At 65.6% G+C, this 22,468-nt stretch carries 17 protein-coding genes; 13 read left to right on the plus strand and 4 right to left on the minus strand.

What is annotated here, in order from left to right:
* Nucleotides 1-869 (minus strand): ABC transporter substrate-binding protein (locus PMN64_RS29555; RefSeq protein WP_411783201.1); only part of this gene is annotated, 869 nt, incomplete at its 3' end.
* A gap of 302 nt (nucleotides 870-1,171) precedes the next feature.
* Nucleotides 1,172-2,239, minus strand: coding sequence for a glycosyltransferase family 4 protein (locus PMN64_RS29560; RefSeq protein WP_028338885.1), 1,068 nt, complete (start codon nucleotides 2,237-2,239; stop codon nucleotides 1,172-1,174).
* A gap of 313 nt (nucleotides 2,240-2,552) precedes the next feature.
* On the opposite strand from PMN64_RS29560, the gene PMN64_RS29565 reads away from it, so the two are divergent.
* From PMN64_RS29565 to PMN64_RS29585, 5 genes are all read left to right on the plus strand, one after another.
* Nucleotides 2,553-4,316, plus strand: coding sequence for an ABC transporter ATP-binding protein (locus PMN64_RS29565; RefSeq protein ID WP_411783202.1), 1,764 nt, complete (start codon nucleotides 2,553-2,555; stop codon nucleotides 4,314-4,316).
* Nucleotides 4,317-4,400: 84 nt separating this feature from the next.
* Entirely contained in the window at nucleotides 4,401-6,602 is a 2,202-nt protein-coding gene (locus PMN64_RS29570; protein ID WP_411783203.1) for a glycogen debranching N-terminal domain-containing protein, read from the plus strand.
* A gap of 48 nt (nucleotides 6,603-6,650) precedes the next feature.
* On the plus strand, nucleotides 6,651-7,214 hold the full coding sequence (locus PMN64_RS29575; RefSeq protein WP_411783204.1) for a PRC-barrel domain-containing protein: 564 nt from the start codon (nucleotides 6,651-6,653) through the stop codon (nucleotides 7,212-7,214).
* 88 nt (nucleotides 7,215-7,302) lie between these two features.
* Nucleotides 7,303-8,541, plus strand: a complete 1,239-nt coding sequence (locus PMN64_RS29580; protein WP_411783205.1) for an MFS transporter — start codon at nucleotides 7,303-7,305, stop codon at nucleotides 8,539-8,541.
* Between the two features lie 264 nt (nucleotides 8,542-8,805).
* Nucleotides 8,806-10,422, plus strand: a complete 1,617-nt coding sequence (locus PMN64_RS29585; protein WP_411783206.1) for a L,D-transpeptidase — start codon at nucleotides 8,806-8,808, stop codon at nucleotides 10,420-10,422.
* Nucleotides 10,423-10,507: 85 nt separating this feature from the next.
* On the opposite strand, the gene PMN64_RS29590 is transcribed toward PMN64_RS29585, so the two are convergent.
* Nucleotides 10,508-11,566, minus strand: coding sequence for a class I SAM-dependent methyltransferase (locus PMN64_RS29590; protein WP_038377509.1), 1,059 nt, complete (start codon nucleotides 11,564-11,566; stop codon nucleotides 10,508-10,510).
* A 180-nt stretch (nucleotides 11,567-11,746) separates the two neighbouring features.
* Nucleotides 11,747-13,174 (minus strand): glycogen synthase GlgA, encoded by a 1,428-nt coding sequence (gene glgA, locus PMN64_RS29595; protein ID WP_225643324.1) that lies wholly within the window; start codon nucleotides 13,172-13,174, stop codon nucleotides 11,747-11,749.
* 153 nt (nucleotides 13,175-13,327) lie between these two features.
* On the opposite strand from glgA, the gene PMN64_RS29600 reads away from it, so the two are divergent.
* The 8 genes from PMN64_RS29600 to PMN64_RS29635 all read left to right on the plus strand — a co-directional run bounded on the left by PMN64_RS29600 (nucleotide 13,328) and on the right by PMN64_RS29635 (nucleotide 22,454).
* Nucleotides 13,328-14,557 carry a CaiB/BaiF CoA transferase family protein gene (locus tag PMN64_RS29600; RefSeq protein WP_411783207.1) on the plus strand — a complete coding sequence of 410 codons (1,230 nt, stop codon included), beginning with the start codon at nucleotides 13,328-13,330 and terminating at the stop codon, nucleotides 14,555-14,557.
* Between the two features lie 306 nt (nucleotides 14,558-14,863).
* Nucleotides 14,864-16,339: an ABC transporter substrate-binding protein gene (locus PMN64_RS29605; protein ID WP_411783208.1), complete on the plus strand. Its 1,476-nt coding sequence runs from the start codon at nucleotides 14,864-14,866 to the stop codon at nucleotides 16,337-16,339.
* Nucleotides 16,340-16,345: 6 nt separating this feature from the next.
* Nucleotides 16,346-17,296 (plus strand): ABC transporter permease, encoded by a 951-nt coding sequence (locus PMN64_RS29610; RefSeq protein ID WP_016846520.1) that lies wholly within the window; start codon nucleotides 16,346-16,348, stop codon nucleotides 17,294-17,296.
* Nucleotides 17,283-18,155: an ABC transporter permease gene (locus PMN64_RS29615; protein ID WP_253609711.1), complete on the plus strand. Its 873-nt coding sequence runs from the start codon at nucleotides 17,283-17,285 to the stop codon at nucleotides 18,153-18,155. Before PMN64_RS29610 ends, PMN64_RS29615 begins: the two co-directional genes overlap by 14 nt.
* A complete protein-coding gene (locus tag PMN64_RS29620; RefSeq protein ID WP_411783209.1) occupies nucleotides 18,152-19,138 on the plus strand; it encodes an ABC transporter ATP-binding protein in 987 nt (328 codons plus the stop codon). Before PMN64_RS29615 ends, PMN64_RS29620 begins: the two co-directional genes overlap by 4 nt.
* Nucleotides 19,135-20,103: an ABC transporter ATP-binding protein gene (locus tag PMN64_RS29625; protein WP_411783210.1), complete on the plus strand. Its 969-nt coding sequence runs from the start codon at nucleotides 19,135-19,137 to the stop codon at nucleotides 20,101-20,103. The genes PMN64_RS29620 and PMN64_RS29625 overlap by 4 nt, the downstream gene beginning before the upstream one ends.
* Nucleotides 20,104-20,187: 84 nt before the next feature.
* A complete protein-coding gene (locus tag PMN64_RS29630) occupies nucleotides 20,188-21,258 on the plus strand; it encodes an alcohol dehydrogenase (protein WP_411783211.1) in 1,071 nt (356 codons plus the stop codon).
* Between the two features lie 113 nt (nucleotides 21,259-21,371).
* Nucleotides 21,372-22,454 (plus strand): isocitrate/isopropylmalate dehydrogenase family protein, encoded by a 1,083-nt coding sequence (locus PMN64_RS29635; protein WP_411783212.1) that lies wholly within the window; start codon nucleotides 21,372-21,374, stop codon nucleotides 22,452-22,454.
* The last annotated feature ends 14 nt before the right edge of the window (nucleotides 22,455-22,468 follow it).

A 22,468-nucleotide genomic window follows, 5' to 3' on the forward strand; every position in this document is an offset into this window, starting at 1 on the left:
TTCTTGTAGAAGTCCGGCATCACGAAGCCGCCGGAGCCGCCGTTGATCGCGATGTTGAGCCCGACCTGCTTCACGGTGCGCACGATCAGGATGAGGTCGTTGAGATACGACAGTGAGAACAGCGTGTTGGCGCCGGAGGCCTTGACCTTGTTGATCAGCGGGCTCGCGTCGGTGAAGCCGGCCGAATAGGGCTCGAACATCACGATCTCGACGCCTTCGCCCGGCGCCAGTTCCTTCAGCCCGTTCGAGGTCGAGGTACCGAACGCGGTGTTCTCGAAGATGACGGCGACCTTGGCCTGCTCGCTGACCAGCTTGGCCATCTGCAGCTGCGCCTTGGCGAATTGCGAGGCGCGCGCGAACGGCGTGAAGGTGTAGGTGCGCCCCTTGTTGAGCTGATCGGAGCTCGATCCGGTGATGATCGGGACCTTTGCCCGTTCGCAGACTTCGCTCGCGATCAAGGTCAACGCGCTGGCATAGCAGCCATGGATCGCCGACAGCTTGTTGCCCGTGATCAGGCGGTCGGTCTCGGTGCGGGTTACCGTGGTGTCGCTCTGCACATCCGAGACGATGAGGTTGAGCTTGGCGCCGCCGAGCGACTTGATGCCGCCGGCCTCGTTGACCATGTCGACCGCGAGCTTGGCCGCAGCCACGCAGCCGACGCCGATCTGCGCCATGCTGCCGGTGGTCGGATAGAGCGCGCCAATGTTGATCGGGTCGGCCGCCCAGCCGCGCAGCGGAACGGCGCCGAACGCGCCTGCCGCCAGCACGCCGCCGGTTTTGGCGAGGAATTTGCGGCGGTTCAGCTTCTTTTGTGAGGCTTTGGTCGGTGCGGCATTATTAATGGCCGACGGCTTGCGGTCCCCTGTCATGGCTTCCCCCCTGCGCGATCACGGCACGGTTGCTCCGTCCGCTCGCTTATTATTTTTTGCTCAAGCGGGGCGCATAAGAGCACGTAATTCGGTATTCGCAAAGGCGATATCGGCCGAACTCATCGGGAAACATGTCGTCGCTGGTGCGTCGCAGCAATCGCGCGACGCGCGCATGCGGATTGTTTTGCTGCGTGAGAGTTGCCGACGCACGCAACGGTATTATTGACAATCGAATGACCCGACGGACCGGCACGGACGGTGCCGGCCGGCCCGCCGGATCATTCGATCGGCCGCTGCAACTGTTACTCCGCGCTGGCCACCAGCTTGAAGCGCGGCTCGGCTTCCATCAGGCTGCGGAAGGCGGCGAGATAGTCGAGCGCCATGCGCCGCGCGGTGAAGCGGGTCTCGAACTGCTTGCGGATAGCGTCGCGATTGAGCGTTCCGAGGCGGCCGACGGAGGAGATCGCACTGATCTCGTCCTCGACGATGAAGCCGGTCAGGCCATCCTCGATGATCTCCGGCACCGAGCCGCGGTTATAGGCGATGACGGGCGTGCCGCAGGCCATCGCTTCGATCATCACGAGGCCGAACGGCTCCGGCCAGTCGATCGGAACCAGGAGCCCGATCGCGCCGCTGAGAAAATCCGGCTTCTCGCGGTCGCTGATCTCGCCGATGAACTCGACCAGCGGATTGCTGGTGATCAGCGGCTTGATCAACTCATCGTAATATTCCTGGTCGGCACGATCGACCTTGGCCGCGATCTTCAGCGGAATGCCGCAGCGGGTTGCGATCTTGATCGCGCGATCGACGCCTTTCTCCGGTGCGATGCGCCCGAGCACCGCGAGGTAGGACGGCTTCGCCGGTTGCGGCGTCAGCAGATTCTCCGGCAGGCCGTGATGGATCGTGCGCACCCAATGCGCCTGCGGCACCGGCCGCCGCTGCGCGTTGGAGATCGAGATCACCGGAATCTTGGAGAAGGTGTTGAAGACCGGCTGATGCTCCGGCAGGTCGAGCCGTCCGTGCAATGTGGTGACGAACGGCGTCGGCTGCCGCGAGAACAGCGACCACGGATAATAGTCAAGATGGCAGTGCAGGAAGTCGAACTCCTCGTCGTCGGCCTTCTGCCGCACGCGTTCCAGCATCACCATGTGGAGCGCATTGGGATCGCGGACCGAGCCGTCGAGCCGCAGTGCCTTCGGCCAGGTCGCATCGAGCTTCGCGGAGGTTTGAGAATCGCCACTGGCGAACAACGTCACGTCATGTCCAAGTGTTACAAGTTCTTCGGTCAGCCAGTGCACGACCCGTTCGGTGCCGCCGTAGAGCTTGGGGGGAACAGCCTCCGTCAGCGGGGCAACCTGCGCGATGCGCATCTCTCCGTCTCCTGTTTGTAATGTGGAATGAACTACCCTCAGCCCTCAGATGGCACCGACATGCCAAAGACGGGAACGTTCTCGCACGTGCGAGGTTCCTTAGATGTGGGAGATCTGTCGCTTCTTTCTTCCATCACACTGTGGTCTTGCTGATGCCATCTCGCTCCAACACGTTTTTGCCTACGCCAGCGTTGCAAAATTGTTGCGCAGTGATGGCCGCATCAAGGAATCCCACCGCCGCCCTTCACGTCATCGTGCGCGAGAGCTTCGACTAAAATTTTCTCGTTCACCTTCAACAGCTTTGCAGGACGTCATGGACCATCTGTCAGGATACGCGCATCGCCCATTTCCCTTTGTGCTGCGCTATCTGCGCCGGCGTCTGCCGTCGCATGTTGTGATTTTGTCAGCCGTGGTTGCGGCGGTTGCCTGTTCGGTAGGCACGCAATACGGAGTGAAGAATCTGGTCGATGCGTTGTCGGCAGGGCCGTCGGCCGCAAACGGCGTATGGCTGGCATTCGCTCTGCTCATGTCGCTGATCGCAGCCGACAACTTCCTGTGGCGGATCGCGAGCTGGACCGCGAGCTACACCTTTGTCAGCGTCACCGGCGACCTTCGCCGCGATATGTTCCGCCATCTCACCGGCCATGCGCCGAGCTATTTCACGGACCGGCTGCCGGGCATGCTGACCAGCCGGATCACGGCGACGTCGAACGCCGTGTTCACCGTCGAGAACATGTTTGTGTGGAACGTGTTGCCGCCCTGCATCGCAACCTTCGCGGCGATCGCCCTGGTTGGAACCGTCAGCGTGACGATGTCGGCGGTGCTGATCCTGATCGCGGGAACCATGGTGGTGGCCATGTTCCGGATGGCCGCCGCCGGCCGGCCGCTGCACGACGATTTCGCCAACAGGGCGGCTGCCGTGGACGGCGAAATGGTCGACGTCATCAACAACCTGCCGCTGGTGCGCGCGTTCTGCGGCCTCGGTTATGAGCACGACCGCTTCGATGCGACGGTCAATCGGGAACTCGTCGCGCGGGGGCGTTCCCTACGCTATCTCGAAAAGCTCCGTCTCGTTCACGCCGGCGTGACCGTCATTCTGACGATCGCGATGCTGGCCTGGGCCCTCAACCTCTGGCAGCAGGGCGCGGCGACCACCGGCGACGTGGTGCTGGTGTGCACGCTCGGCATCTCGATCCTCAGCGCCACCCGCGATCTCGCGGTCGCTCTGGTTGACGTCACCCAGCATGTCGCCCGGCTGACCGAGGCGCTGGCGACGCTGTTGCAGCCGCACGAGTTGAAGGACCATCCGGAGGCCGAGGCGCTGGTGAAGAGCGGCGCCGCGATCGCCTTCAACAATGTCTCGTTCCGCTATCCCGGCGGCCTGCAGGTGTTCGAGCGCTTCAGCCTGCGCATCCAGCCCGGCCAGCGGGTCGGCCTGGTCGGCCAGTCCGGCGGCGGCAAGTCAACATTGTTTACCCTTCTGCAGCGCTTCTACGACGTCGAGCAGGGCAACATCACCGTCGACGGCCAGGACATCTCGCGCGTCACCCAGCAGAGCCTGCGCGCGGCAATCTCGGTGGTGCCGCAGGATATCTCGCTGTTCCACCGTTCGATCCTGGAGAACATCCGCTACGGCCGGCCGGACGCCACCGACGACGAGGTGCTGCGGGCGGCGATCGCGGCGCGCTGCGACTTCATCGAATCCTTGCCCGAGGGCATGAACACCATCGTCGGCGATCGCGGCGTCAAGGTCTCCGGCGGCCAGCGCCAGCGGATCGCGATCGCGCGCGCCTTCCTGAAGGACGCGCCGATCCTGCTGCTCGACGAGGCCACGGCGGCGCTCGATGCGGACTCCGAGGAGGCGATCCGCGAGGCGTTGTCGCGGCTGATGCGCGGGCGTACCGTGGTCGCAATCGCGCACCGACTCGCGACGCTGCGCAGCTTCGATCGCGTGATCGTGCTGCAGGGTGGCCGCATCGTCGAGGACGGTCCGCCCGATATCCTCGTGAAGGGAAGGGGCCCCTACCGCGACCTGGTCGCGCGCGAGATGGGCCGCCTCTCCACCAGCGCGGCCTGACCCCGCGTTTCTCAAGCGTGTTTGTGCGTTCCGGTGCGTTCGTTCGAGCCGAAGTGGAGCCAAGCAAAGTCGCCAGAGGTTCAGATGGCAGCTGACGTCGTTACGCAGATCATCACCGCTCGCATCACTGAGCACGTCGCCGAATCGCCGTTCTACATTCCAATGACCGGGCCCGCGGCACGGCCGCGGCGCTCGCTCAAGCATGACGACACTTTCATCGTGCTCGACAGCCACGGCGACATCGGCGCCTCGGCCGGCGGGCCAGACGGCCTGTTCAACGCCGACACCCGCTACCTGGCGCGGCTGGAAATGGTGCTGGAGGAGGTGCAGCCGCTCCTGCTCGGCTCCAACATGCGCGACGACAATTCGGCGCTGACGGTCGACCTCACCAATTCCGACGTCTATCGCGACGACCGTCTCACGCTGCCGAAGGACACGCTGCACATCGTGCGCTCGATCTTTCTGTGGCGCGGCACGGCCTATCAGCGCATCGGCCTGCAGAATCACGGCGATCATGCAGCGAGCTTCGATCTCACGCTCTTGTTCGACAACGACTTTGCCGATCTGTTCGAGGTGCGCGGCGAGCGCCGGCCGCGGCGTGGCATCGGCTCGAGCAAGCTGCTCGGACCGACCGACGTGGTGCTGGAATATTGCGGCCTCGACGAGCAGACGCGGATCACCGCGCTGCATTTCGATCCGCGGCCGACGCGGCTGTCTGTCAACGCGGCGACCTATCATTTCGATCTCGAGCCCGGACAGGTCACGTCGCTGTTCGTCGCGGTCTCCTGCAACAAGCCGATCATGCAGAAGCCGGTGCCGTTCTTCCGTGGCCTGCTGGCGCATCGCCGCGAGATGCGGACCTCGTCGGCCGGCGCGGCCAGCATCGAGACCTCTAACAACATCTTCAACGAGGTGCTGTGCCAGGCGATGGCCGACCTCAACATGCTGATGACCGAGACGCCGCAGGGCCGTTATCCCTATGCCGGCATTCCCTGGTATTCAACGACGTTCGGCCGCGACGGGCTGATCACCGCGCTGCAGATGCTGTGGGTCGATCCGCGGATCGCCAAGGGCGTGCTGAAGCGGCTCGCGCTGTTCCAGGCCAAGGCGGTCGATCCGCTGGCCGATGCCGCGCCGGGCAAGATCCTGCACGAGATGCGCGGGGGCGAGATGGCCGCGCTTCGCGAGGTGCCGTTCGCGCATTATTACGGCAGCGTCGATTCCACTCCGCTGTTCGTGCTGCTCGCCGGGCTCTATCTGGAGCGCACCGGCGATATGGAGACGCTGCGCGAGCTGTGGCCAGCGGTCGAGGCCGGCTTGCAATGGATCGACGGCCCGGGCGATCCGGATCGCGACGGCTTCGTCGAATACCAGCGCGCCACCGAGCAGGGGCTTCGCAATCAGGGCTGGAAGGATTCGTTCGACGCCATCTTCCACGCCGACGGAACGCTTGCCGAGGGCAACATTGCGCTGGCGGAGGTGCAGGGCTACGTGTTTGCCGGCAAGCAGCTTGCCGCGCGCGCGGCGCGCAAACTCGGCTTTGCCGACAAGGCTGCGAAGCTGGAAGCCGAGGCCGAGCGGCTGCGCGAGCGGTTCGAGGAAGCATTCTGGTGCGAGGAGCTCGGCACCTATGCGGTCGCGCTCGACGGCGCCAAGCAGCCGTGCAAGGTGCGCACGTCGAATGCCGGCCAGACATTGTTTTCCGGCATGGTGCGGGAAGACCGCGCGCGACGGGTCGCCGCCGACCTGATGAGCCAGAAGTTCTTCTCGGGCTGGGGCATCCGCACCGTCGCCGCGGGCGAAGCGCGCTACAACCCGATGTCCTATCACGATGGCTCGATCTGGCCACATGACAATGCGCTGATCGCGCTCGGATTTGCCCGCTACGGCCTCAAGCATTCGGTCGCGCATCTGTTCAAGGGCCTGTTCGATGCCGCAAGCTATATGGAACTGCGACGGCTGCCGGAGCTGTTCTGCGGCTTCCGCCGCGAGCGGCGGCGCGGCCCGGTGCTCTATCCCGTGGCCTGCGCACCGCAGGCCTGGGCGAGCGCGACGCCGTTCACGCTGCTGGAGGCGGCGCTCGGCCTCGAGTTTGACACCGCGCGGGGCGAGATTCGCTTGCGCGATCCGCGGCTGCCGGAGTTCCTCAACGACGTGGTGCTGCGCGACCTCAGGCTCGGCGCCTCCAGCGTCGATTTGAGGCTGCGCCGCCATGGCGACGAGGTGTCGCTCGAAGTGTTGCGCACGCGCGGCCAGATCCAGGTGTCGATCGTGCTGACGCATTGAGCGTCGTCGCGCGGCACGCGTGCGCCGGGAAATCGCGGGGAGAGTAACATGCGTCCGAGGATTTTGATGATGCTGGTCGCAGCGGCGCTGCTGACATGCGCGGGTGTCCGTGCCGCCGACGACGAAGCGCCGGCGCCGACACCATCGCCGCCGCCGGCGGCCCAGGCGCCGCCAGCAACGCCTGCGCCGCCGGCAGCCTCTGCGACGCCGAAGGAGCAGGCCAAGGAGCCCTCAAAGGAATCGTCCAAGGAACCGTCGCCGCCGCCGTCGGTGACCGTGATCGGCGCGCGCGATGCGCACGGCATTCTCGGGCGCGACGTTCGCAGTTCCGCCAATGAGAACATGGGCCGCATCGTCGACGTCATTGTCGACCGCGACGGCAAGGTCCGCGCCGCGGTGATCGATTTCGGTGGGTTCCTCGGCGTCGGCAGCCGCAAGATCGTGGTCGATTGGAACGCGCTGCGTTTCGCCGGTGTTTCCAGCAAGAGCGACAGCATCACGCTGGACCTCAACAAGCAGCAGGTCAGCGCTGCACCCGAATACAAGGAAGATACGCCGCTGATCGTGCTGGGCGCGGCGGGAAGCCTGCATCCATGGGATTACGAACATTAGGGGGGTAGAGCTGGTCGCGCGTCCGAACTCTTCTTTAGAGACGGTTGGCGACGGTCGTGGCAAGCGATCAGCCGGCGGTACTAATGTTGTGCCGCTCGCCCCCGATCAAGGCAGTCCCGAGGAACCGCGTGCGCCGTCGCGCGAAAGCCAGCGCGGCCTCGACTGGTTCATCTTCTTCCTGGCCGACGTGCAGACCGGCTTCGGCCCGTTCGTCGCGGTCTATCTGACGACGCAGAAATGGACCCAGGTCGAGATCGGCTTCGTGCTCTCGATCGGCGGCATCATCGGCCTCTTGGGCCAGATGCCCGGTGGAGCGATCGTCGATGCGGCGCGCTCGGAGCGGGTCGTTGCGGGCTGTGCGGTGGCCGCGATCGGCGCCAGTGCGCTGGCCTACGCGCTCTGGCCGATCTTTCCCGTGGTGACGCTCGCCGCGACGCTGCACGCGCTCGCGAGCTGCGTGCTCGGTCCGGCGATCGCCGCGATCAGCCTCGGCCTGGTCGGGCCGCTTGCGATCGGCGAGCGGCTCGGCCGCAACGCGCGCTTCGCCTCGCTCGGCAGCGGCTCGGCCGCGGCACTGATGGGCGCCTGCGGCTATCTGCTGTCGAGCCGATCGGTGTTCCTCGTCACCTTCATCCTGGCGATCCCGACGCTGTTGTCGCTGGCCCGGATCCGCGAGCGCGAGATCGACATCGCGCAGGCCCATGGCGAGGCGAAACGGGAAGTCCCCGACAAGCGCGCCACCAGCGTCGTCAGCCTGGTGCGGCAGCGGCCGCTCTTGATCTTCGCCGGCGCGATGATGCTGTTCCAGCTCGCCAATGCCGCGATGCTGCCCCTGATGGCGGGCGTGGTGACGACACGGTCGAGCCAATGGGCGCCGGTCCTGATCGCGGCCTGCATCATTGTGCCGCAGGCGATCGTCGCGCTGTCCTCGCCGTCGGTCGGCCGCAAGGCGCAGGCCTGGGGGCGGCGGCCGCTGCTGTTGATCGCATTCGCCGCGCTGGCGATCCGCGGCCTGTTGTTCGCGACGGTGCGCGACCCCTATGTGCTGGTCATGGTGCAGATTTTCGACGGCATCACCGCGGCGATCTTCAGCGTGATGGTGCCGCTGATCGTGGCCGACGTCGCCTTCGGCAGCGGCCATTTCAACCTGGCGCAGGGCATTGTCGGCACCGCAGTCGGCATTGGCGCGTCGCTCAGCACGGTGCTGGCCGGCTATGTCAGCGACAAGCTCGGCAGCAGCACCGCCTTCATGGGCCTCGCCGGGATCGCCGCGTTCGGACTGTTCGTGATCTGGCTGGTGATGCCGGAGACGCGGCGGACGGCATGATGGCAGGGCGCAACCGCGGCATCATTGGCCGCCACCGACCGGACCAGGGATGCGGCTACGGGCCCGTTTTGCTGCGCGGCACCCTTTCTCCTGCATGTGCCGTCATATATGAGTGAATACATAAGTGATTTGCTGCTGGAACGAGCCCGATGGTCCCCAGGAGCGAGTTCGCGCGTTGAACCGTGGCGGCGATTAATCAATCCAAAATCGCGGTCTGGTACGGGATTGACGCAGCGCGGGCAGGCATTTCGACCGAGGAGCGGCATGGTACATCGAACGACGACGGCGCAAACCACCGGAGCGATGCGGCGTTGGGGCCAACCCGCCTTTGTGACTTTCGCGGCGATGGTCACAGTTGCGTCACTGACCGGTGGCGTCGCGGCGAAAGAGCAGCGTCCCGCGGCAGCCGTCGAGGCGACCGCGCCGCGCACAGCTGGCGAGCCGATCATGGCGATCGTGTCAATCAAGGCCCAGAAGGTCACGCTCTACGACGCCGAGGGCTGGATCTACCGCGCGCCGGTGTCGAGCGGCGTCAAGGGACGCGAGACGCCGGCCGGCGTCTTTGCGCTGATCGAGAAGGACAAGGACCACCACTCGACCCTCTATGACGATGCCTGGATGCCCAACATGCAGCGCATTACCTGGAACGGCATCGCGCTGCATGGCGGGCCGCTGCCGGGATATGCGGCCTCGCATGGCTGCGTGCGGATGCCCTACGATTTTGCCGAGAAGCTGTTCGACAAGACCCGGATCGGGATGCGGGTGATCATTGCACCGAACGATCCGGCGCCGGTCGATTTTACGCATCCGGCGCTGTTCGTGCCGAACGCGCAAGCCATGGCAGCCGCGCCGGCGCGCGCCGAAAAGCTCAGCCGCGAGGCCGCGGATGCCGCCAAGGCGGCCGACGAGGCGAAGAAGGCTTCGGTAGCCGCGTCCAAGGAAGCTGCACTGTTCACGCCGGCGTCGCTGCGCAAATTGCAACAGATGAAGACCCGTGCCGACGCCGCGGTTGCGTTGGCCGACAAGACGCTCGCCGCTGCCAAGACCGATCAGGCCAAGGCGCGCGCCGAGGATCTGAAGCAGAAGGCAGTGGCCAAGGCCGCGGAAGCGGCCGCGCAGTTCGAGGCCGCCCAAGGTGACGCCAAGCCGAAGCTCGACGCCGCAGCCGCCGCCAAGGACGCTGCCAAGGCGGCCGAGACCAAGAAGGCGGATGCGCAGAAGGCGGCGACCGAGGCGAAGCTCGCGCTCGAGCCAGTCTCCGTCTACATCAGCCGCGCGACGCAGAAGCTTTACGTCCGGCGCAACACCCATAAGCCATGGGCTGACGGAGGCGAGGTGTTCGACTCGAGCATCGAGGTTCCCGTCACCATCCGCGATCCGGACAAGCCGATCGGCACGCATATCTACACGGCGATGGCGCGCAACGATGCGGGCGGCCTGCGCTGGACCCAGGTGACGATCGACGACGGAGACAACGCCAAGGACGCGCTCGACCGCATCACCATCCCGCAGGATGTGCTGGATCGCATCGCGCCGACCGCCGTTGCGCGCTCCTCGATCATCATCTCGGACGAGCCGCTGAGCGCCGAGACCAACTATCGCACGGAGTTCGTCGCCGTGCTGAGCAACCAGCCCCAGGGCGGTTTCATCACGCGCAAGCCGACCCGGCCCATGATGACCGACGACATGATCGCGAGCAGGGACGAGGACGGTTTCGGCTTCTTCTATCAGCGCAGCTGGAATCCCCAGGCGCCGACCAATTATGGTAGCCCCCAATACGGCGCTCCCCAGTTCGGTAGCCCCCAGATCTATGGCAATCCTCAAGCCGCCAATCCGCGCCGGCGCGGCGGCCAGTATTACTGGCAATCGCAACAGTGGTAGTGAGGCGGGGGCAGGCCGCCCATCACGGCGAGCCTCCGACGGCGGCGTGATGCCGCCGTCGAAACGCACTGCGCTATGGACTGCCTTACGGGCGAGCTTCCAGGATCAGGTTGAACGGCGTTTCCGCGGCGCGGCGGAACCGCGAGAAGCCGCCTTGGCGCGCCACCTCGCGCAGTCTTGCCTCTCCGGCCTGCGCGCCGAGCGCGAGGCCGACCTCCTGGTCCAGCGACGCCGGCGTGCAGATCATCGTCGACGCCGCGTAGTAGACGCGCCCGATCGGATTGAGGTTGTCCTCCAGCCGGTCGTTGGCGAACGGCTCGATCAGCATGCAGGTGCCGTCGTCGGCGAGGGTGGAGCGGGTGTGCTTGAGGGCGCCGACAGGATCGCCCATGTCGTGCAGGCAGTCGAAGAAGCACACCAGGTCATAGCCCTTGGCCGGGAATGTCTTGGCGGAATGCGTTTCGAAATGAACGCGGTCCGACAGTCCCGCCTCCCGCGCGGACTTCCGCGCCGCCTCGATCGAGCCGTCGTGATAGTCGAAGCCGTAGAACGTTGATTTCGGGAACGCCTCCGCCATCAGTCGCGTCGAGACGCCGTGCCCGCAGCCGACGTCCGCGACGACAGCGCCTTTCTTCAGCTTGTCGACGACGCCCTCGAGCGCCGGCAGCCATTCTTGGACCAGATAGTGCTTGTAGCTGGTGCGGAAGAAGCGGGCGGTGCCGCAGAACAGGCACTCGCTGCGCCTGTTCCAGCCGACGCCCTTGCCGGTCTTGAAGGCGTCGGTAATCTTTGGCTCATCGAGAAAGGTCGCGCCGACAAGGCTTCCGACGGCGCCGAGGAAGACCGGGCTGTCCTCGTCGGCGAGCGCGAGCGCCTGCTCGGGCAGCATCGAGAATTTTCCGGTCGCCTTGTCGTACTCGATGTAGCCGGAGGCCGCCTGCGCCGACAGCCACTCCTGGATGTACCGCTCGGCCGTTCCCGTCGCCTTGGCCAGGGCCGCGGCATTCATCGGCCCGCCCTGCGCGAGAGCCCTGTACAGCCCCAGCTTGTCGCCCAGCAGCATCAGCGAGGCATTCATCGCCGCGCCGACATCGCCGATCATCTTTCCCATGAATGAATTGAGGCGCTCTTCGTTGACGTCCATGATGTTCCTCCATCGCAATCGCGTTTGGCCAAAAGTCATCATTCGCAATTTCACGCATGCGTCGTCGTCCAGCCGTGTGGCGACGTGATCGCCTGAAAGGTTCGGTGCAATGACCCGATTGTTACCGGGCCGGTGGGATCCCACAGCCGTCGGGCTTCACAAGCCCGCGAGGCGGGCCGCCTACGCCATCACGCGCGGCATGACCAGCCTTTTGTAGAGCGCACCATAGCAGGCGGCCGACAGGTCCCAGCTATAGGACTTGGCCATTGCGCTGGAGCGCATGGCGTTGAGCCGGTCCTTGGCGCGGTAGGCGTCGAAGGCGCGCCTGACGCCGCCGAGGAAGGATTCCGCCGACGGCTGCGCAAACAGAAAGCCAGTCTCGCCGTCGGCGATGGTTTCCGCAAGCCCGCCGGTCTGATGGCCGATCGGCAGCGAGCCGAAGCGCTGCGCATACATCTGGCTGAGGCCGCAGGGCTCGAAGCGCGACGGCATCAAAGTGAAATCGCTGCCGGCGAAAATCCGGCGCGCCTGCCCGTCGTTGAAGCCGATGATCACGCCGATCGCATCGGGCCGGCGGCGATGCGCGGCCACCAGCGCATCCTCGATGGCGGGCTCGCCGCTGCCGGTGACGACGATCTGTCCGCCGTCCCTGATGATCTCGTCGGCGGCGGATAGCACGAGGTCGACGCCCTTCTGATGCACGAGGCGTGCGACGAGGCCAAAGATCGGCCCGCGCGAGACCGCGAGCCCGAACTGGCGGCGGACATAGTCGGCGTTGGCCTGCTTGCCCTTCCAGTCGCCGGAGCCGAACGGCTGTGCGAGCTGCGCGCAGTGGCGCGGGTCCCAGCTTTCGTCGATGCCGTTCAGGATGCCGGTCAGCTGGTCGGCGTCGGAGCGCACGCGGAGCAGGCCTTCCAGGCCGCAGCCGAGCTCTGCGGTCGTGATCTCCCTGGCATAGGTCGCGCTGACCGTGGTCAGATGCGAGGCGTAGACGAGGCCGCCCTTGAGGAAGGAGAGCTTGTCGTAGAACTCCAGCCCGTCGATGTGGAACGAGCTTTCCGGTGCGCCGATCCGCCGCAGCGAGTCCTTTGGAAACAGGCCCTGATAGGCGAGATTGTGGATGGTCAGGATCGACGGAATCCGCGCGCCACGCCAGGCGAGGTAGGCCGGTGTGAGCGCGGCCTGCCAATCGTTGGCGTGTACGAGGTCCGCTGCCCAATTCTTGTCCAGCATCCCGGCTGCAAGTTCGGCAGCGGCGGAGGCAAAGCGGCCGAAGCGGATGTCGTTGTCGGGCCAGTCGCGGCCGGACTCATCGCCATAGGGATTGCCCGGCCTCTCGTAGAGTTGCGGACACAGCAGCACGTAGACCGGAAGTCCGTCCCTGGTCGACGCACGCCCGAGCGTGCAGGCCGGCATCTCGGCGAGCGCTCGGCATTGCCCAACGATTTCAATATGCGTGAACTGTTCGACCACATCCCGGTAGCCGGGAAGCATGATCCTGACGTCGCTCCAAGGGCGGAGCGCCCGCGGAAGGGCAGCGGAAACGGCGGCGAGCCCGCCCACGCGGACGAAATCGTCCATCTCCGTCGTGACGAATAAGACCTTCAACAAGCGCCCTCGTTCCAGCCCGTGACAGGGCTATGCAAGATCGGGTCCAATCTGCCTTTGAGTAAAATGCAAGACGGCCCGCGCTCCCGGTCTGGACGAGACGCTTTCCTGCCAGGGCGGCTCACTTTAGGGTCACGCGACGCCGAACAACCAATGACGAAGGTGGAGGAAGCCTTGCCGACGACCATAGCCGCTGACGATGAGGGGAATTTGACACGGAGCTTCGACGGCCTTCGTGTGCTCGATTTTTCGACCACGATCGCCGGACCTCATTGCACGCGGATGCTCGCCGACATGGGCGCGGAGGTGATCAAGATCGAGCCCGCTGAGGGCGAGACGATGCGGACGCGGCCGCCGGTGCGCAACAATTGCTCGACGGCGTTCGGCCAGCTCAATATCGGCAAGAACAGCCTGGTGCTCGACCTGAAGTCGGCGGCCGGCGTCGAAGCCGTGCGCCGGCTGATCGCCACCGCCGACGTGCTGGTGGAGAATTTCCGTCCCGGCGTGATGCGGCGGCTGAAGCTCGATTACGCCTCGGTCCGCGACATCAATCCGAAGCTGATCTTTTGCTCGATCTCCGGCTATGGCCAGACCGGCCCGTCGGCGGAATTGCCGGCCTATGCGCCGGTGATCCATGCCGCCTCGGGCTACGAGATGGCACATCTCGCCTATCAGCCGGGACGCAGCCGGCCGGACTATTGCGGCATCTATCACGCCGATGTGCTGACCGGCGTTTACGCCTTCGGTGCGATCTCGGCGGCGCTCTACCAGCGCGCCGCCGGCGGAAAGGGCCAGCACATCGACGTCTCGATGCTGGAATCGATGCTGAGTCTGACCCTGAACGAGTTGCAATGGTCGCAATTCGAGGTGAAGCAAACCCAGCGCCCGATGTTCGGCCCGATCGAAACCACCGACGGCTACGTGATGGTGGCGATCGCCAGCGAGAAGACGTTCCAGAACCTGATGCAGGTGATCGGCCGTCCCGATTGGGTGTCCGACCCCCGCTTCGCCAAATATGCCGATCGGCGGGACAACTGGGCGGGCCTGATGGAGGGCGTGGAGGCGTGGTCGCGCTCGGTCAGCACGCAGGCCTGCCTTGCCGCGCTCAATGAATATGGCGTGCCGTCATCGGCCTATCGCACCGTGCGCGAGGCACTCGCCGATCCGCAAATCGCCCATCGCGGCGCGCTGGCCGAAGTTGCGGACGGCGGCGGCAGCTTCAAGGTGCTCAATCTGCCGTTCCGCATGTCCGGCGCGACGGTCGGTGCGCGCAAGCGGATGTCGACGCTCGGCGAGCACACACTGTCCTATCTGAAGGAGATCGGGCTCTCCGAGGATCAGATCGCAGGCTTCGCAGCGCAACCGGCGAAGACGGGTGCGTAGTTAGATCATGATCCGAACCCGGAGGGCCGCGTTCGCGCAAAGTGGGTACCGGTTTTCCGAAAGATCATGCTCGAACAAGTAGATCAGATCACGATGCGAGCTCATGAGATCGCATCGTGATCGCCCTGCGGCTTTTCATCCGCATTACGGTCTTGTCGCGCGCGGCGATTCCGGACAATCTGCCGCCCAACAGACGACGATCCGGAACACCGGACGTCGCCCACCTGGGAGGGAGCATTGATGAAGCTGGTCGGGCGCGCGCGCGCAGTTGCGCGCATATTTCTTGTGGCGGGATTAGGTGGGGCGATGTCAGCTGCACCGGCCCATGCGCAGAAGCAGGGGGGCACGCTCACCGTCGGCCAGGAACTGGACATTCCGGGCTTCGACCCGCTCAAGGTCGGCGTCTACGACACGTCGGCCAACACCGCTGCGGCCGCGATCTTCGACACGCTGACGACGCTCGACGACAAGGGCGAGCCGAAGCCGAAGCTCGCGCTGTCGTGGACGCATTCCGACGACTTCAAGACCTGGACCATCAAGCTGCGACCCGGCGTGAAATTCCACGACGGTACGCCGTTCAATGCGCAGGCGGTGAAGGAGAACTTCGACCGCCAGAAGGACCCGGCCAACAAGTGCCGCTGCGCCTTCTACATCACGAGCATCATCAGTGTGCAGGCGGTCGATGACCTCACGGTGGTCTACAATTTCAGCGACCCGTCGGTGAACTTCCCGGCGACCCAGTCGATCCAGAGCTCCAACAACGTCATGCAGTCACCGACCGCATGGAAGACCAAGGGCGACGACTACAACCGCAACCCGGTCGGCACCGGACCCTACATCCTGAAATCCTGGACCGCCGGCGACCGCATGCTGCTGGAGAAGAATCCGGACTACTGGGACAAGGGTAAGCCCTATCTCGATCGCATCATCTTGAAGCCGCTGCCGGATGCGCAGTCGCGCTTTGCCTCGCTGCAATCGGGAGAGGCCGACATCATCTGGGACGACGAGGCCGACGCCGACAACATTATCAAGGCGCGCAAGGACACCACTCTGACCGTTCATACCTATCAAGGCTCGGGGGCTGCAGTCGCCGCCTTCAACACCAAGGTCCCGCCGTTCGACGACGTGCGCGTGCGCCAGGCGCTGGTGATGGCGCTCGACCGCGCGAAGATGTCGCAAGCGATCACCAATGGCCTGGCGCGACCGGCCAGCAATCCCTATGGCGACGGCTCCTGGGTGAAGTGCAAGGATGATGGCGCGTTGCCCTACGATGTCGAAAAGGCCAAGGCGTTGATCAAGGATTACGGCAAGCCGGTCGAGTTCAAAATGCTGGTCACGGCGACGCCGCGCGGCCGCACCGGTGGTCAGGTGTTGCAGCAATTCTGGAAGCGCATCGGCGCCAATATGGAGATCGAGCAGGTCGATCAGGCGACCATTCCGCCGCGCGCCTTCATGCGCCAGTTCCAGCTCACGCCCTGGCGCATCGTCGATCTCGCCGATCCGGATCCGCAGATGTACGCCAATTTCCACACCGGCAGCCCGATTGCGCTGGCGAACTACTCCAATCCGGAGCTGGACCGGCTGCTGGAGCATGCGCGAACCACCGCCGACGTTGCCCAGCGTACCGAGGATTACTGCGCGATCAGCCGACTGATCAACAAGGAGGCGATCTGGTTCTGGACCTTCCAGAACACCTACTACGCGATCTCGAGCGCGAAGGTGAAGGGCGTGCCGAAGATGTTCAACGGGGTGCTCGACGTCTCCTACGCCTGGAAGGAATAGCCTTTCATGCTGTTCTTCGTCGCGCGCAGGCTCCTGTACCTCGTACCGGTGCTGATCGCGGTCTCGGTGCTGACCTTCGTGATCGCCTCGCTGTTGCCTGGCGATCTGGCCTACGTGATCCTCGGCGACCAGGCGACGCCAGAGAACGTCGCGGCGCTGCGTCACGACATGGGGCTCGATCAGCCGATCTGGCTGCGCTATCTCGGCTGGCTGTGGCACATCCTGCAGGGTGATTTCGGACGGTCCTTCCGCACCGGGCAGACCGTATTGCAGGCGGTCAGCGAACGCGTCCCGATCTCGTTCGAGCTGATGATCCTGGCCGAGCTGATCGGGCTTGCGATCGGCGTGCCGCTCGCGATCGCCTGCGCGGCCAAGGCCGGCAGCGCGTTCGACCGCTTCATGACCGGCTCGGCGTTCGGCATGCTGTCGGTGCCGACTTTCCTGTCCGCGATCCTCTTGATCTATCTGTTTGCGGTCGAGCTGCGCCTGCTGCCGGCGACCGGCTATGTGCCGTTCACCGAGGACCCGGTCGCCAATCTGCGCTTCATGGTGCTGCCGGCGTTGACCCTCGGGCTTGCGGAATGGCCGGGCATCATGCGCGTGCTGCGCTCCGACATGATCGCAGCGCTGCAGGAGGACTATATCGCGCTCGCCAAGGCGAAGGGCCTCAAGCCGTCGCGCATCCTGTTCGTGCACGCGCTGAAGCCGTCGTCGCTGACGCTCGTCACCATCACCGGCATCAATATCGGCCGCCTGATCGGCGGCGCCGTCATCGTCGAGTCGATCTTCGCCTTGCCGGGGATCGGCCGCCTCCTGGTCGGCGCGATCTATACCCGCGATCTGATCATTCTGCAGGGCGTGGTGCTGCTGGTTGCCGCGGGCTTCGTGATCATGAACTTCGTCGTCGACATGCTCTACGCCCTTCTCGATCCGAGGATCCGCCATGGCCACGCTTGAGCTCAGCCTCGAGGAAGAGGCCGGTGCGACGCCGGTCCGGCGCCGCCGCGGGCTCGGCATGCTGTTCTGGATCGCGATCGGCTGGATGGCGCTGGTGTTCGCGGTCGCGATCTTTGCCGACCTGCTGCCGCTGCCGAGCCCGACCGACATGGACATGCTGGAGCGGCGGGCGCCGATCTCGGCCGAGCATTGGCTCGGCACTGACGGTCTCGGCCGTGACGAGCTGTCGCGGTTGATCTATGGCGCGCGCATCTCGCTGATCGTCGGCCTCTGCGCACCGATGATCGGTGTCACGATCGGCGGCGCGCTCGGCATGCTCGCGGGCTATTTCCGCGGCCGGTTCGAATCCTTCGTGGTCGGCAGCATGGACGTGCTGCTGGCGTTCCCGCCGCTGATCCTGGCGCTTGCGGTCACCGCCTATCTCGGCCAGTCGATCTTCAATCTGACCTGCATCCTCGGCGTGCTCGGCATTCCCGCCTTCATGCGGGTGGCGCGGGCGGCGACCCTGTCGCTGGCGCGGCGCGAATTCGTCATCGCGGCGCAGGCGCTCGGCGCCACGCATGCGCGCATCCTGCTGCGCGAGCTGCTGCCCAATGTGATGCTGCCGCTGCTTGCCTTCTTTCTGCTTGGCGTCGCCGTCACCATCGTGGTCGAGGGGTCGCTGTCGTTCCTCGGCCTCGGCGTGCCGCCGCCGATCTCGAGCTGGGGCAGCATGATCGGGGAGGGCCGTGAAAGCCTCGAGGTGGCGCCGCGGCTCGCCTTCATTCCGGCGATCGCGATGTTCCTGACCGTGCTTTCGTTCAACCTGATCGGCGATACGATGCGCGCGCTGACCGATCCCAGGCAGGGGGCGCTATGAGCCGCACGCTGCTCTCGGTCGAGAATGCGGTGGTCGACCTGCCGACGCCGCGCGGCAATCTGCGGGCGGTCGATCATGTCGATCTCGCCGTCGGCGCCGGCAGGACGCTCGGCATCGTCGGCGAGTCCGGATGCGGCAAGACCATGCTGTCGCGCGCGATCCTGCAGCTGCTGCCCAAGAAGGCGAAACTGTCCGGCCGCGTGATGTTCGACGGGCAGGATCTGACGAAACTGCCGGCGGAGAAATTGCGCAAGCTGCGCGGCCGCTCGCTCGCGGTCGTGTTCCAGGACCCGATGACCTCGCTCAATCCGGTGCTGACCATCGGCACCCAGCTGATCGAGACCATTGTGGAACATCTCGAGCTCGACGTGGCCCAGGCCCGGCAGCGCAGCATCGAACTGTTGGCGGCGGTCGGCATTCCCGCGCCCGAGCAGCGCCTGGCGCAATATCCGCACCAGCTCTCCGGTGGCATGCGCCAGCGCGTCGCGATTGCGGTGGCACTGTCCTGCGAGCCACAGCTCCTGATCGCGGACGAGCCGACCACCGCGCTCGACGTCACGATCCAGGCCCAGATCCTCGATCTCTTGGCGCGCGAGCAGCAGCGCCGTCACATGGCGATGATCATCATCACGCATGACCTCGGCGTGGTCGCCGGCCGCACCGACGAGGTCGCTGTGATGTATGCCGGGCGCGTCGTCGAACGCGCGCCGACGCCCGCCTTGTTCAAGCAGATGCGGATGCCCTACACCGAGGCGCTGCTCGCCGCGCTGCCGAAGCTCGACGTCGCGCCGCATACGCCGCTGCCGGCGATTTCGGGGCGGCCGCCCGACCCGACCCGACCGCTCAAGGGCTGCTCGTTCTCGCCGCGCTGCCGCTATTCCGCGGAGCGCTGCGGCACGGAGAAGCCGCAGCTCAGCCGGGCGGAAACGCCGGAGCATCTCTACGCCTGCTTCCATCCGATCACCGCGGGGGTCGGCGCATGATGCTGCAGGCAGCACCCGATCCGCTGATGAAGGTGGAAAACCTCGTCGTCGAATATTCGGTGGGGGGCAAGACCATCCATGCCGTCTCCGATGTCAGCCTCGAGATCGCGCGCGGCGAGACGCTGGGGCTGGTCGGCGAATCCGGCTGCGGCAAGTCCACCCTTGGCCGCGCGGTGCTGCAACTGCGCCAGTCCGTCTCCGGCAAGGTGCTGTTCGATGGGCACGATCTCACCACGCTGAAGGGCGAGCCACTGCGCAAGATGCGCCGGCGCGTGCAGCTGATCTTCCAGGACCCGATTGCCTCGCTCAATCCGCGGCGGCGGATCGGCGACATCGTCGCCGAGCCGCTGGTGATCGCGGGCGTCAAGGATCCCGAGGAACGCCGGCGGCGCGTCAGCGACGTGCTGTCGGCGGTCGGCCTCGATCCGGCGCTGGTGAGCGGGCGCCTGCCGCATGAATTCTCCGGCGGACAATGCCAGCGCATCTGCATCGCCCGTTCGCTGGTGCTCAATCCGGAATTCGTGATCTGCGACGAGCCGGTGTCCGCGCTCGACGTTTCAATTCGTGCCCAGATCCTCAATCTGCTGGAGGAGATGAAGGCGCGCTACGGCCTGACCCTGCTGTTCATCGCCCACGACCTTGCCGTGGTGAAGGTGGTCTCAGATCGCGTCGCGGTGATGTATCTCGGCCGGCTCTGCGAGGTCGGTCCGTCGGAGCAGCTGTTTGCACGGCCGGCGCATCCCTATACCGCGCTGCTGATCGAGGCGATCCCGGTGCCGGATCCGGATGTCCGCCCGACCCAAAGCGTGCCGGTCGGCGAGCCGCCGTCGCCGATTGCGCCGCCCTCCGGCTGCCGCTTCCGCACCCGCTGCCCGCGGGCCGATGCGCGCTGCGCCAGCGAGGTGCCGGAACTGCGCGTGGTTGCGCCGGGCCAGTTCGCGGCTTGCCATCATCCCCTGATCTAAATATCCGGAGGCCGACACCGCGTTTGTCCCGGACGGGCAGGCGTGGCAAGGTCCGCCGCAAGAACAAGCTACGGGAGAACAGCGATGAAGAGTTTCCAGGTCGTCGATTTCAACGCCCCCTTGCAGGAGGTCGATCAGCCGACGCCGCAGCCGTCGGGCACGCAGGTGCTGATCAAGGTCAAGGCCGCCGGCGTCTGCCACAGCGATCTCCATATCTGGGAGGGCGGCTATGATCTCGGCCACGGCCGCAAGCCGCTGTCGCTGAAGGATCGCGGCGTCTCGCTGCCGCGCACGATGGGCCATGAGACGGTCGGCGAGATCGTTGCCTTCGGGCCCGACGTCAAGGACGCCGACAAGGGCGGCCTCAAGGTCGGCGATGTCGCGCTGGCCTATCCCTGGCTCGGCTGCGGCAAGTGCCCGACCTGCCTCGGCGGCGACGAGAACATGTGCGCGATCAAGCCGAATGCGCTCGGCGTCTATTGCGACGGCGGCTACGCCGACCACATGACGGTGCCGCATCCGAAGTATCTGCTGAACCTCAAGGGGCTCGATCCCGTCACGGCCGCGCCTTACGCCTGCTCCGGTGTCACGACCTACAGCGCGCTGAAGAAGGTCGAGAAGGATCTCGACACGCCGATCGTGATCTTCGGCGCCGGCGGTCTTGGCCTGATGGCGCTCTCGCTGTTGAAGGCGATGGGCGGCAAGGGTGCGATCGTGGTCGATATCGACGCCAGGAAGCGCGAGGCGGCCGAAGCCGCCGGCGCGCTCGCGACCGTCGACGGCAAGGCGCCCGACGCGCTGGAACAGCTCGTCAAGAAGGCCGGCCAGCCGATCCGTGCCGCGATCGATCTGGTCGGCAACGCCCAGACCTCGCAGCTCGGCTTCGACTGCCTGACCAAGGGCGGCAAGCTCGTGATCGTCGGCCTGTTCGGCGGTGGCGCGCCCTGGGCGCTGCCGCTGATCCCGATCAAGGCGGTCACCATCCAGGGCAGCTATGTCGGCAATCTGCGCGAGACCCAGGAGCTGCTCGACCTCGTGCGGACCAAGAAGATTCCGGCGATCCCGGTCACGCCGATGCCGCTGGCAAAGGCGAACGAGGCGCTGACCAATCTGCAGAAGGGCCAGCTGGTCGGCCGCGCGGTGCTGACGCCGTAGATCGAGTCGCCGTCATTCCGGGATGGTGCGTCAGCACCAGACCCGGAATCTCGAGATTCCGGGTTCGATGCTCCGCATCGCGCCGGAATGACTGTTGTGTTCCGGAGAATCCCATGTCCGCCAACGACGCACTCCACATCGCCGTCCTCGGTGGCGACGGCATTGGCCCCGAGGTGATGGCGCCGGCGCTCGACGTGCTGCGCAAGATCGAGGCGTCGGCCGGTCTCAAATTCCGCTTCACCGAGGCGCCGGCCGGCGCGGGCCATTACAGGGAAACCGGCAAGTCGATGCCGGAGAGCACGATCCGGCTGTGCGAGGAGGCCGATGCGATCCTGCTCGGAGCCTGCGGCCTGCCGTCGGTGCGCTACCCCGACAACACCGAGATCGCGCCGCAGATCGAATTGCGCATGATCTTCGATCTCTATGCCGGCGTGCGGCCCGCGCGATTGATCCCCGGCGTATCGAGCACGATCGTCGGCGCCGACCGGAGGGGCATCGACCTCGTCGTGATCCGGGAATCGACCGAGGGCCTGTTCGCCTCGATGGGCAAGGGCGTCGTCACCGACAGCGAGGCGCGCGAGACGATGGTGATCACGCGCCACACCTCCGAGCGGCTGTTCGAGTTTTCGTTCCGACTCGCCGAACGCCGCAAGGCGCGCGGCAAGGTCAATGGCGGGCTGACCTGCGTCGACAAGGCGAACGTGTTCAAGGCCTTCGCATTCTTCCGGAACATCTTCGACGAGACCGCGAAGCGTCATCCCGACGTCAGGGCCGACCACCTCTACATCGATGCGACCGCGGCTGCGCTGGTGAAGCGTCCGTGGGACTTCGACGTCATGGTGACCGAGAACATGTTCGGCGACATCCTGTCCGATCTCACCGCCGGTCTGATCGGCGGCATGGGCATGGCGCCGTCAGCCGACATCGGCGACCGCTACGCGGTGTTTCAGCCGTGTCATGGCACGGCGCCCGACATCATGGGGCAGGGAAAGGCCAATCCGACCGCGATGATCCTGTCGGCCGCGATGATGCTGGACTGGCTCGCCGACAAGCATGGACTCGAAAGCGCCGCCGAAGCCGGAGAGCGGATCGAGCGCGCGGTCGACAAGGTCTACGCCGACGGCATCAAGCCGTTTGAGTTCGGCGGCAGCAACGGCACGAACGATGTCGCGAAGGCGGTGCTGGCAGCGCTCTAGCGTGGAAGGTGAGG

Source organism: Bradyrhizobium sp. UFLA01-814 (assembly GCF_046718885.1).
GTDB lineage: Bacteria > Pseudomonadota > Alphaproteobacteria > Rhizobiales > Xanthobacteraceae > Bradyrhizobium > Bradyrhizobium elkanii.

What these genes read in the sequence shown, in the direction of transcription:
- PMN64_RS29560 (WP_028338885.1), bottom strand. Translation starts at nt 2,239, where the DNA reads ATGCGCATCGCGCAGGTTGCCCCGCTGACGGAGGCTGTTCCCCCCAAG.
- PMN64_RS29565 (WP_411783202.1), top strand. Translation starts at nt 2,553, where the DNA reads ATGGACCATCTGTCAGGATACGCGCATCGCCCATTTCCCTTTGTGCTG.
- PMN64_RS29570 (WP_411783203.1), top strand. Translation starts at nt 4,401, where the DNA reads ATGGCAGCTGACGTCGTTACGCAGATCATCACCGCTCGCATCACTGAG.
- PMN64_RS29575 (WP_411783204.1), top strand. Translation starts at nt 6,651, where the DNA reads ATGCGTCCGAGGATTTTGATGATGCTGGTCGCAGCGGCGCTGCTGACA.
- PMN64_RS29585 (WP_411783206.1), top strand. Translation starts at nt 8,806, where the DNA reads ATGGTACATCGAACGACGACGGCGCAAACCACCGGAGCGATGCGGCGT.
- PMN64_RS29590 (WP_038377509.1), bottom strand. Translation starts at nt 11,566, where the DNA reads ATGGACGTCAACGAAGAGCGCCTCAATTCATTCATGGGAAAGATGATC.
- PMN64_RS29600 (WP_411783207.1), top strand. Translation starts at nt 13,328, where the DNA reads ATGACGAAGGTGGAGGAAGCCTTGCCGACGACCATAGCCGCTGACGAT.
- PMN64_RS29605 (WP_411783208.1), top strand. Translation starts at nt 14,864, where the DNA reads ATGTCAGCTGCACCGGCCCATGCGCAGAAGCAGGGGGGCACGCTCACC.
- PMN64_RS29610 (WP_016846520.1), top strand. Translation starts at nt 16,346, where the DNA reads ATGCTGTTCTTCGTCGCGCGCAGGCTCCTGTACCTCGTACCGGTGCTG.
- PMN64_RS29615 (WP_253609711.1), top strand. Translation starts at nt 17,283, where the DNA reads ATGGCCACGCTTGAGCTCAGCCTCGAGGAAGAGGCCGGTGCGACGCCG.
- PMN64_RS29620 (WP_411783209.1), top strand. Translation starts at nt 18,152, where the DNA reads ATGAGCCGCACGCTGCTCTCGGTCGAGAATGCGGTGGTCGACCTGCCG.
- PMN64_RS29625 (WP_411783210.1), top strand. Translation starts at nt 19,135, where the DNA reads ATGATGCTGCAGGCAGCACCCGATCCGCTGATGAAGGTGGAAAACCTC.
- PMN64_RS29630 (WP_411783211.1), top strand. Translation starts at nt 20,188, where the DNA reads ATGAAGAGTTTCCAGGTCGTCGATTTCAACGCCCCCTTGCAGGAGGTC.
- PMN64_RS29635 (WP_411783212.1), top strand. Translation starts at nt 21,372, where the DNA reads ATGTCCGCCAACGACGCACTCCACATCGCCGTCCTCGGTGGCGACGGC.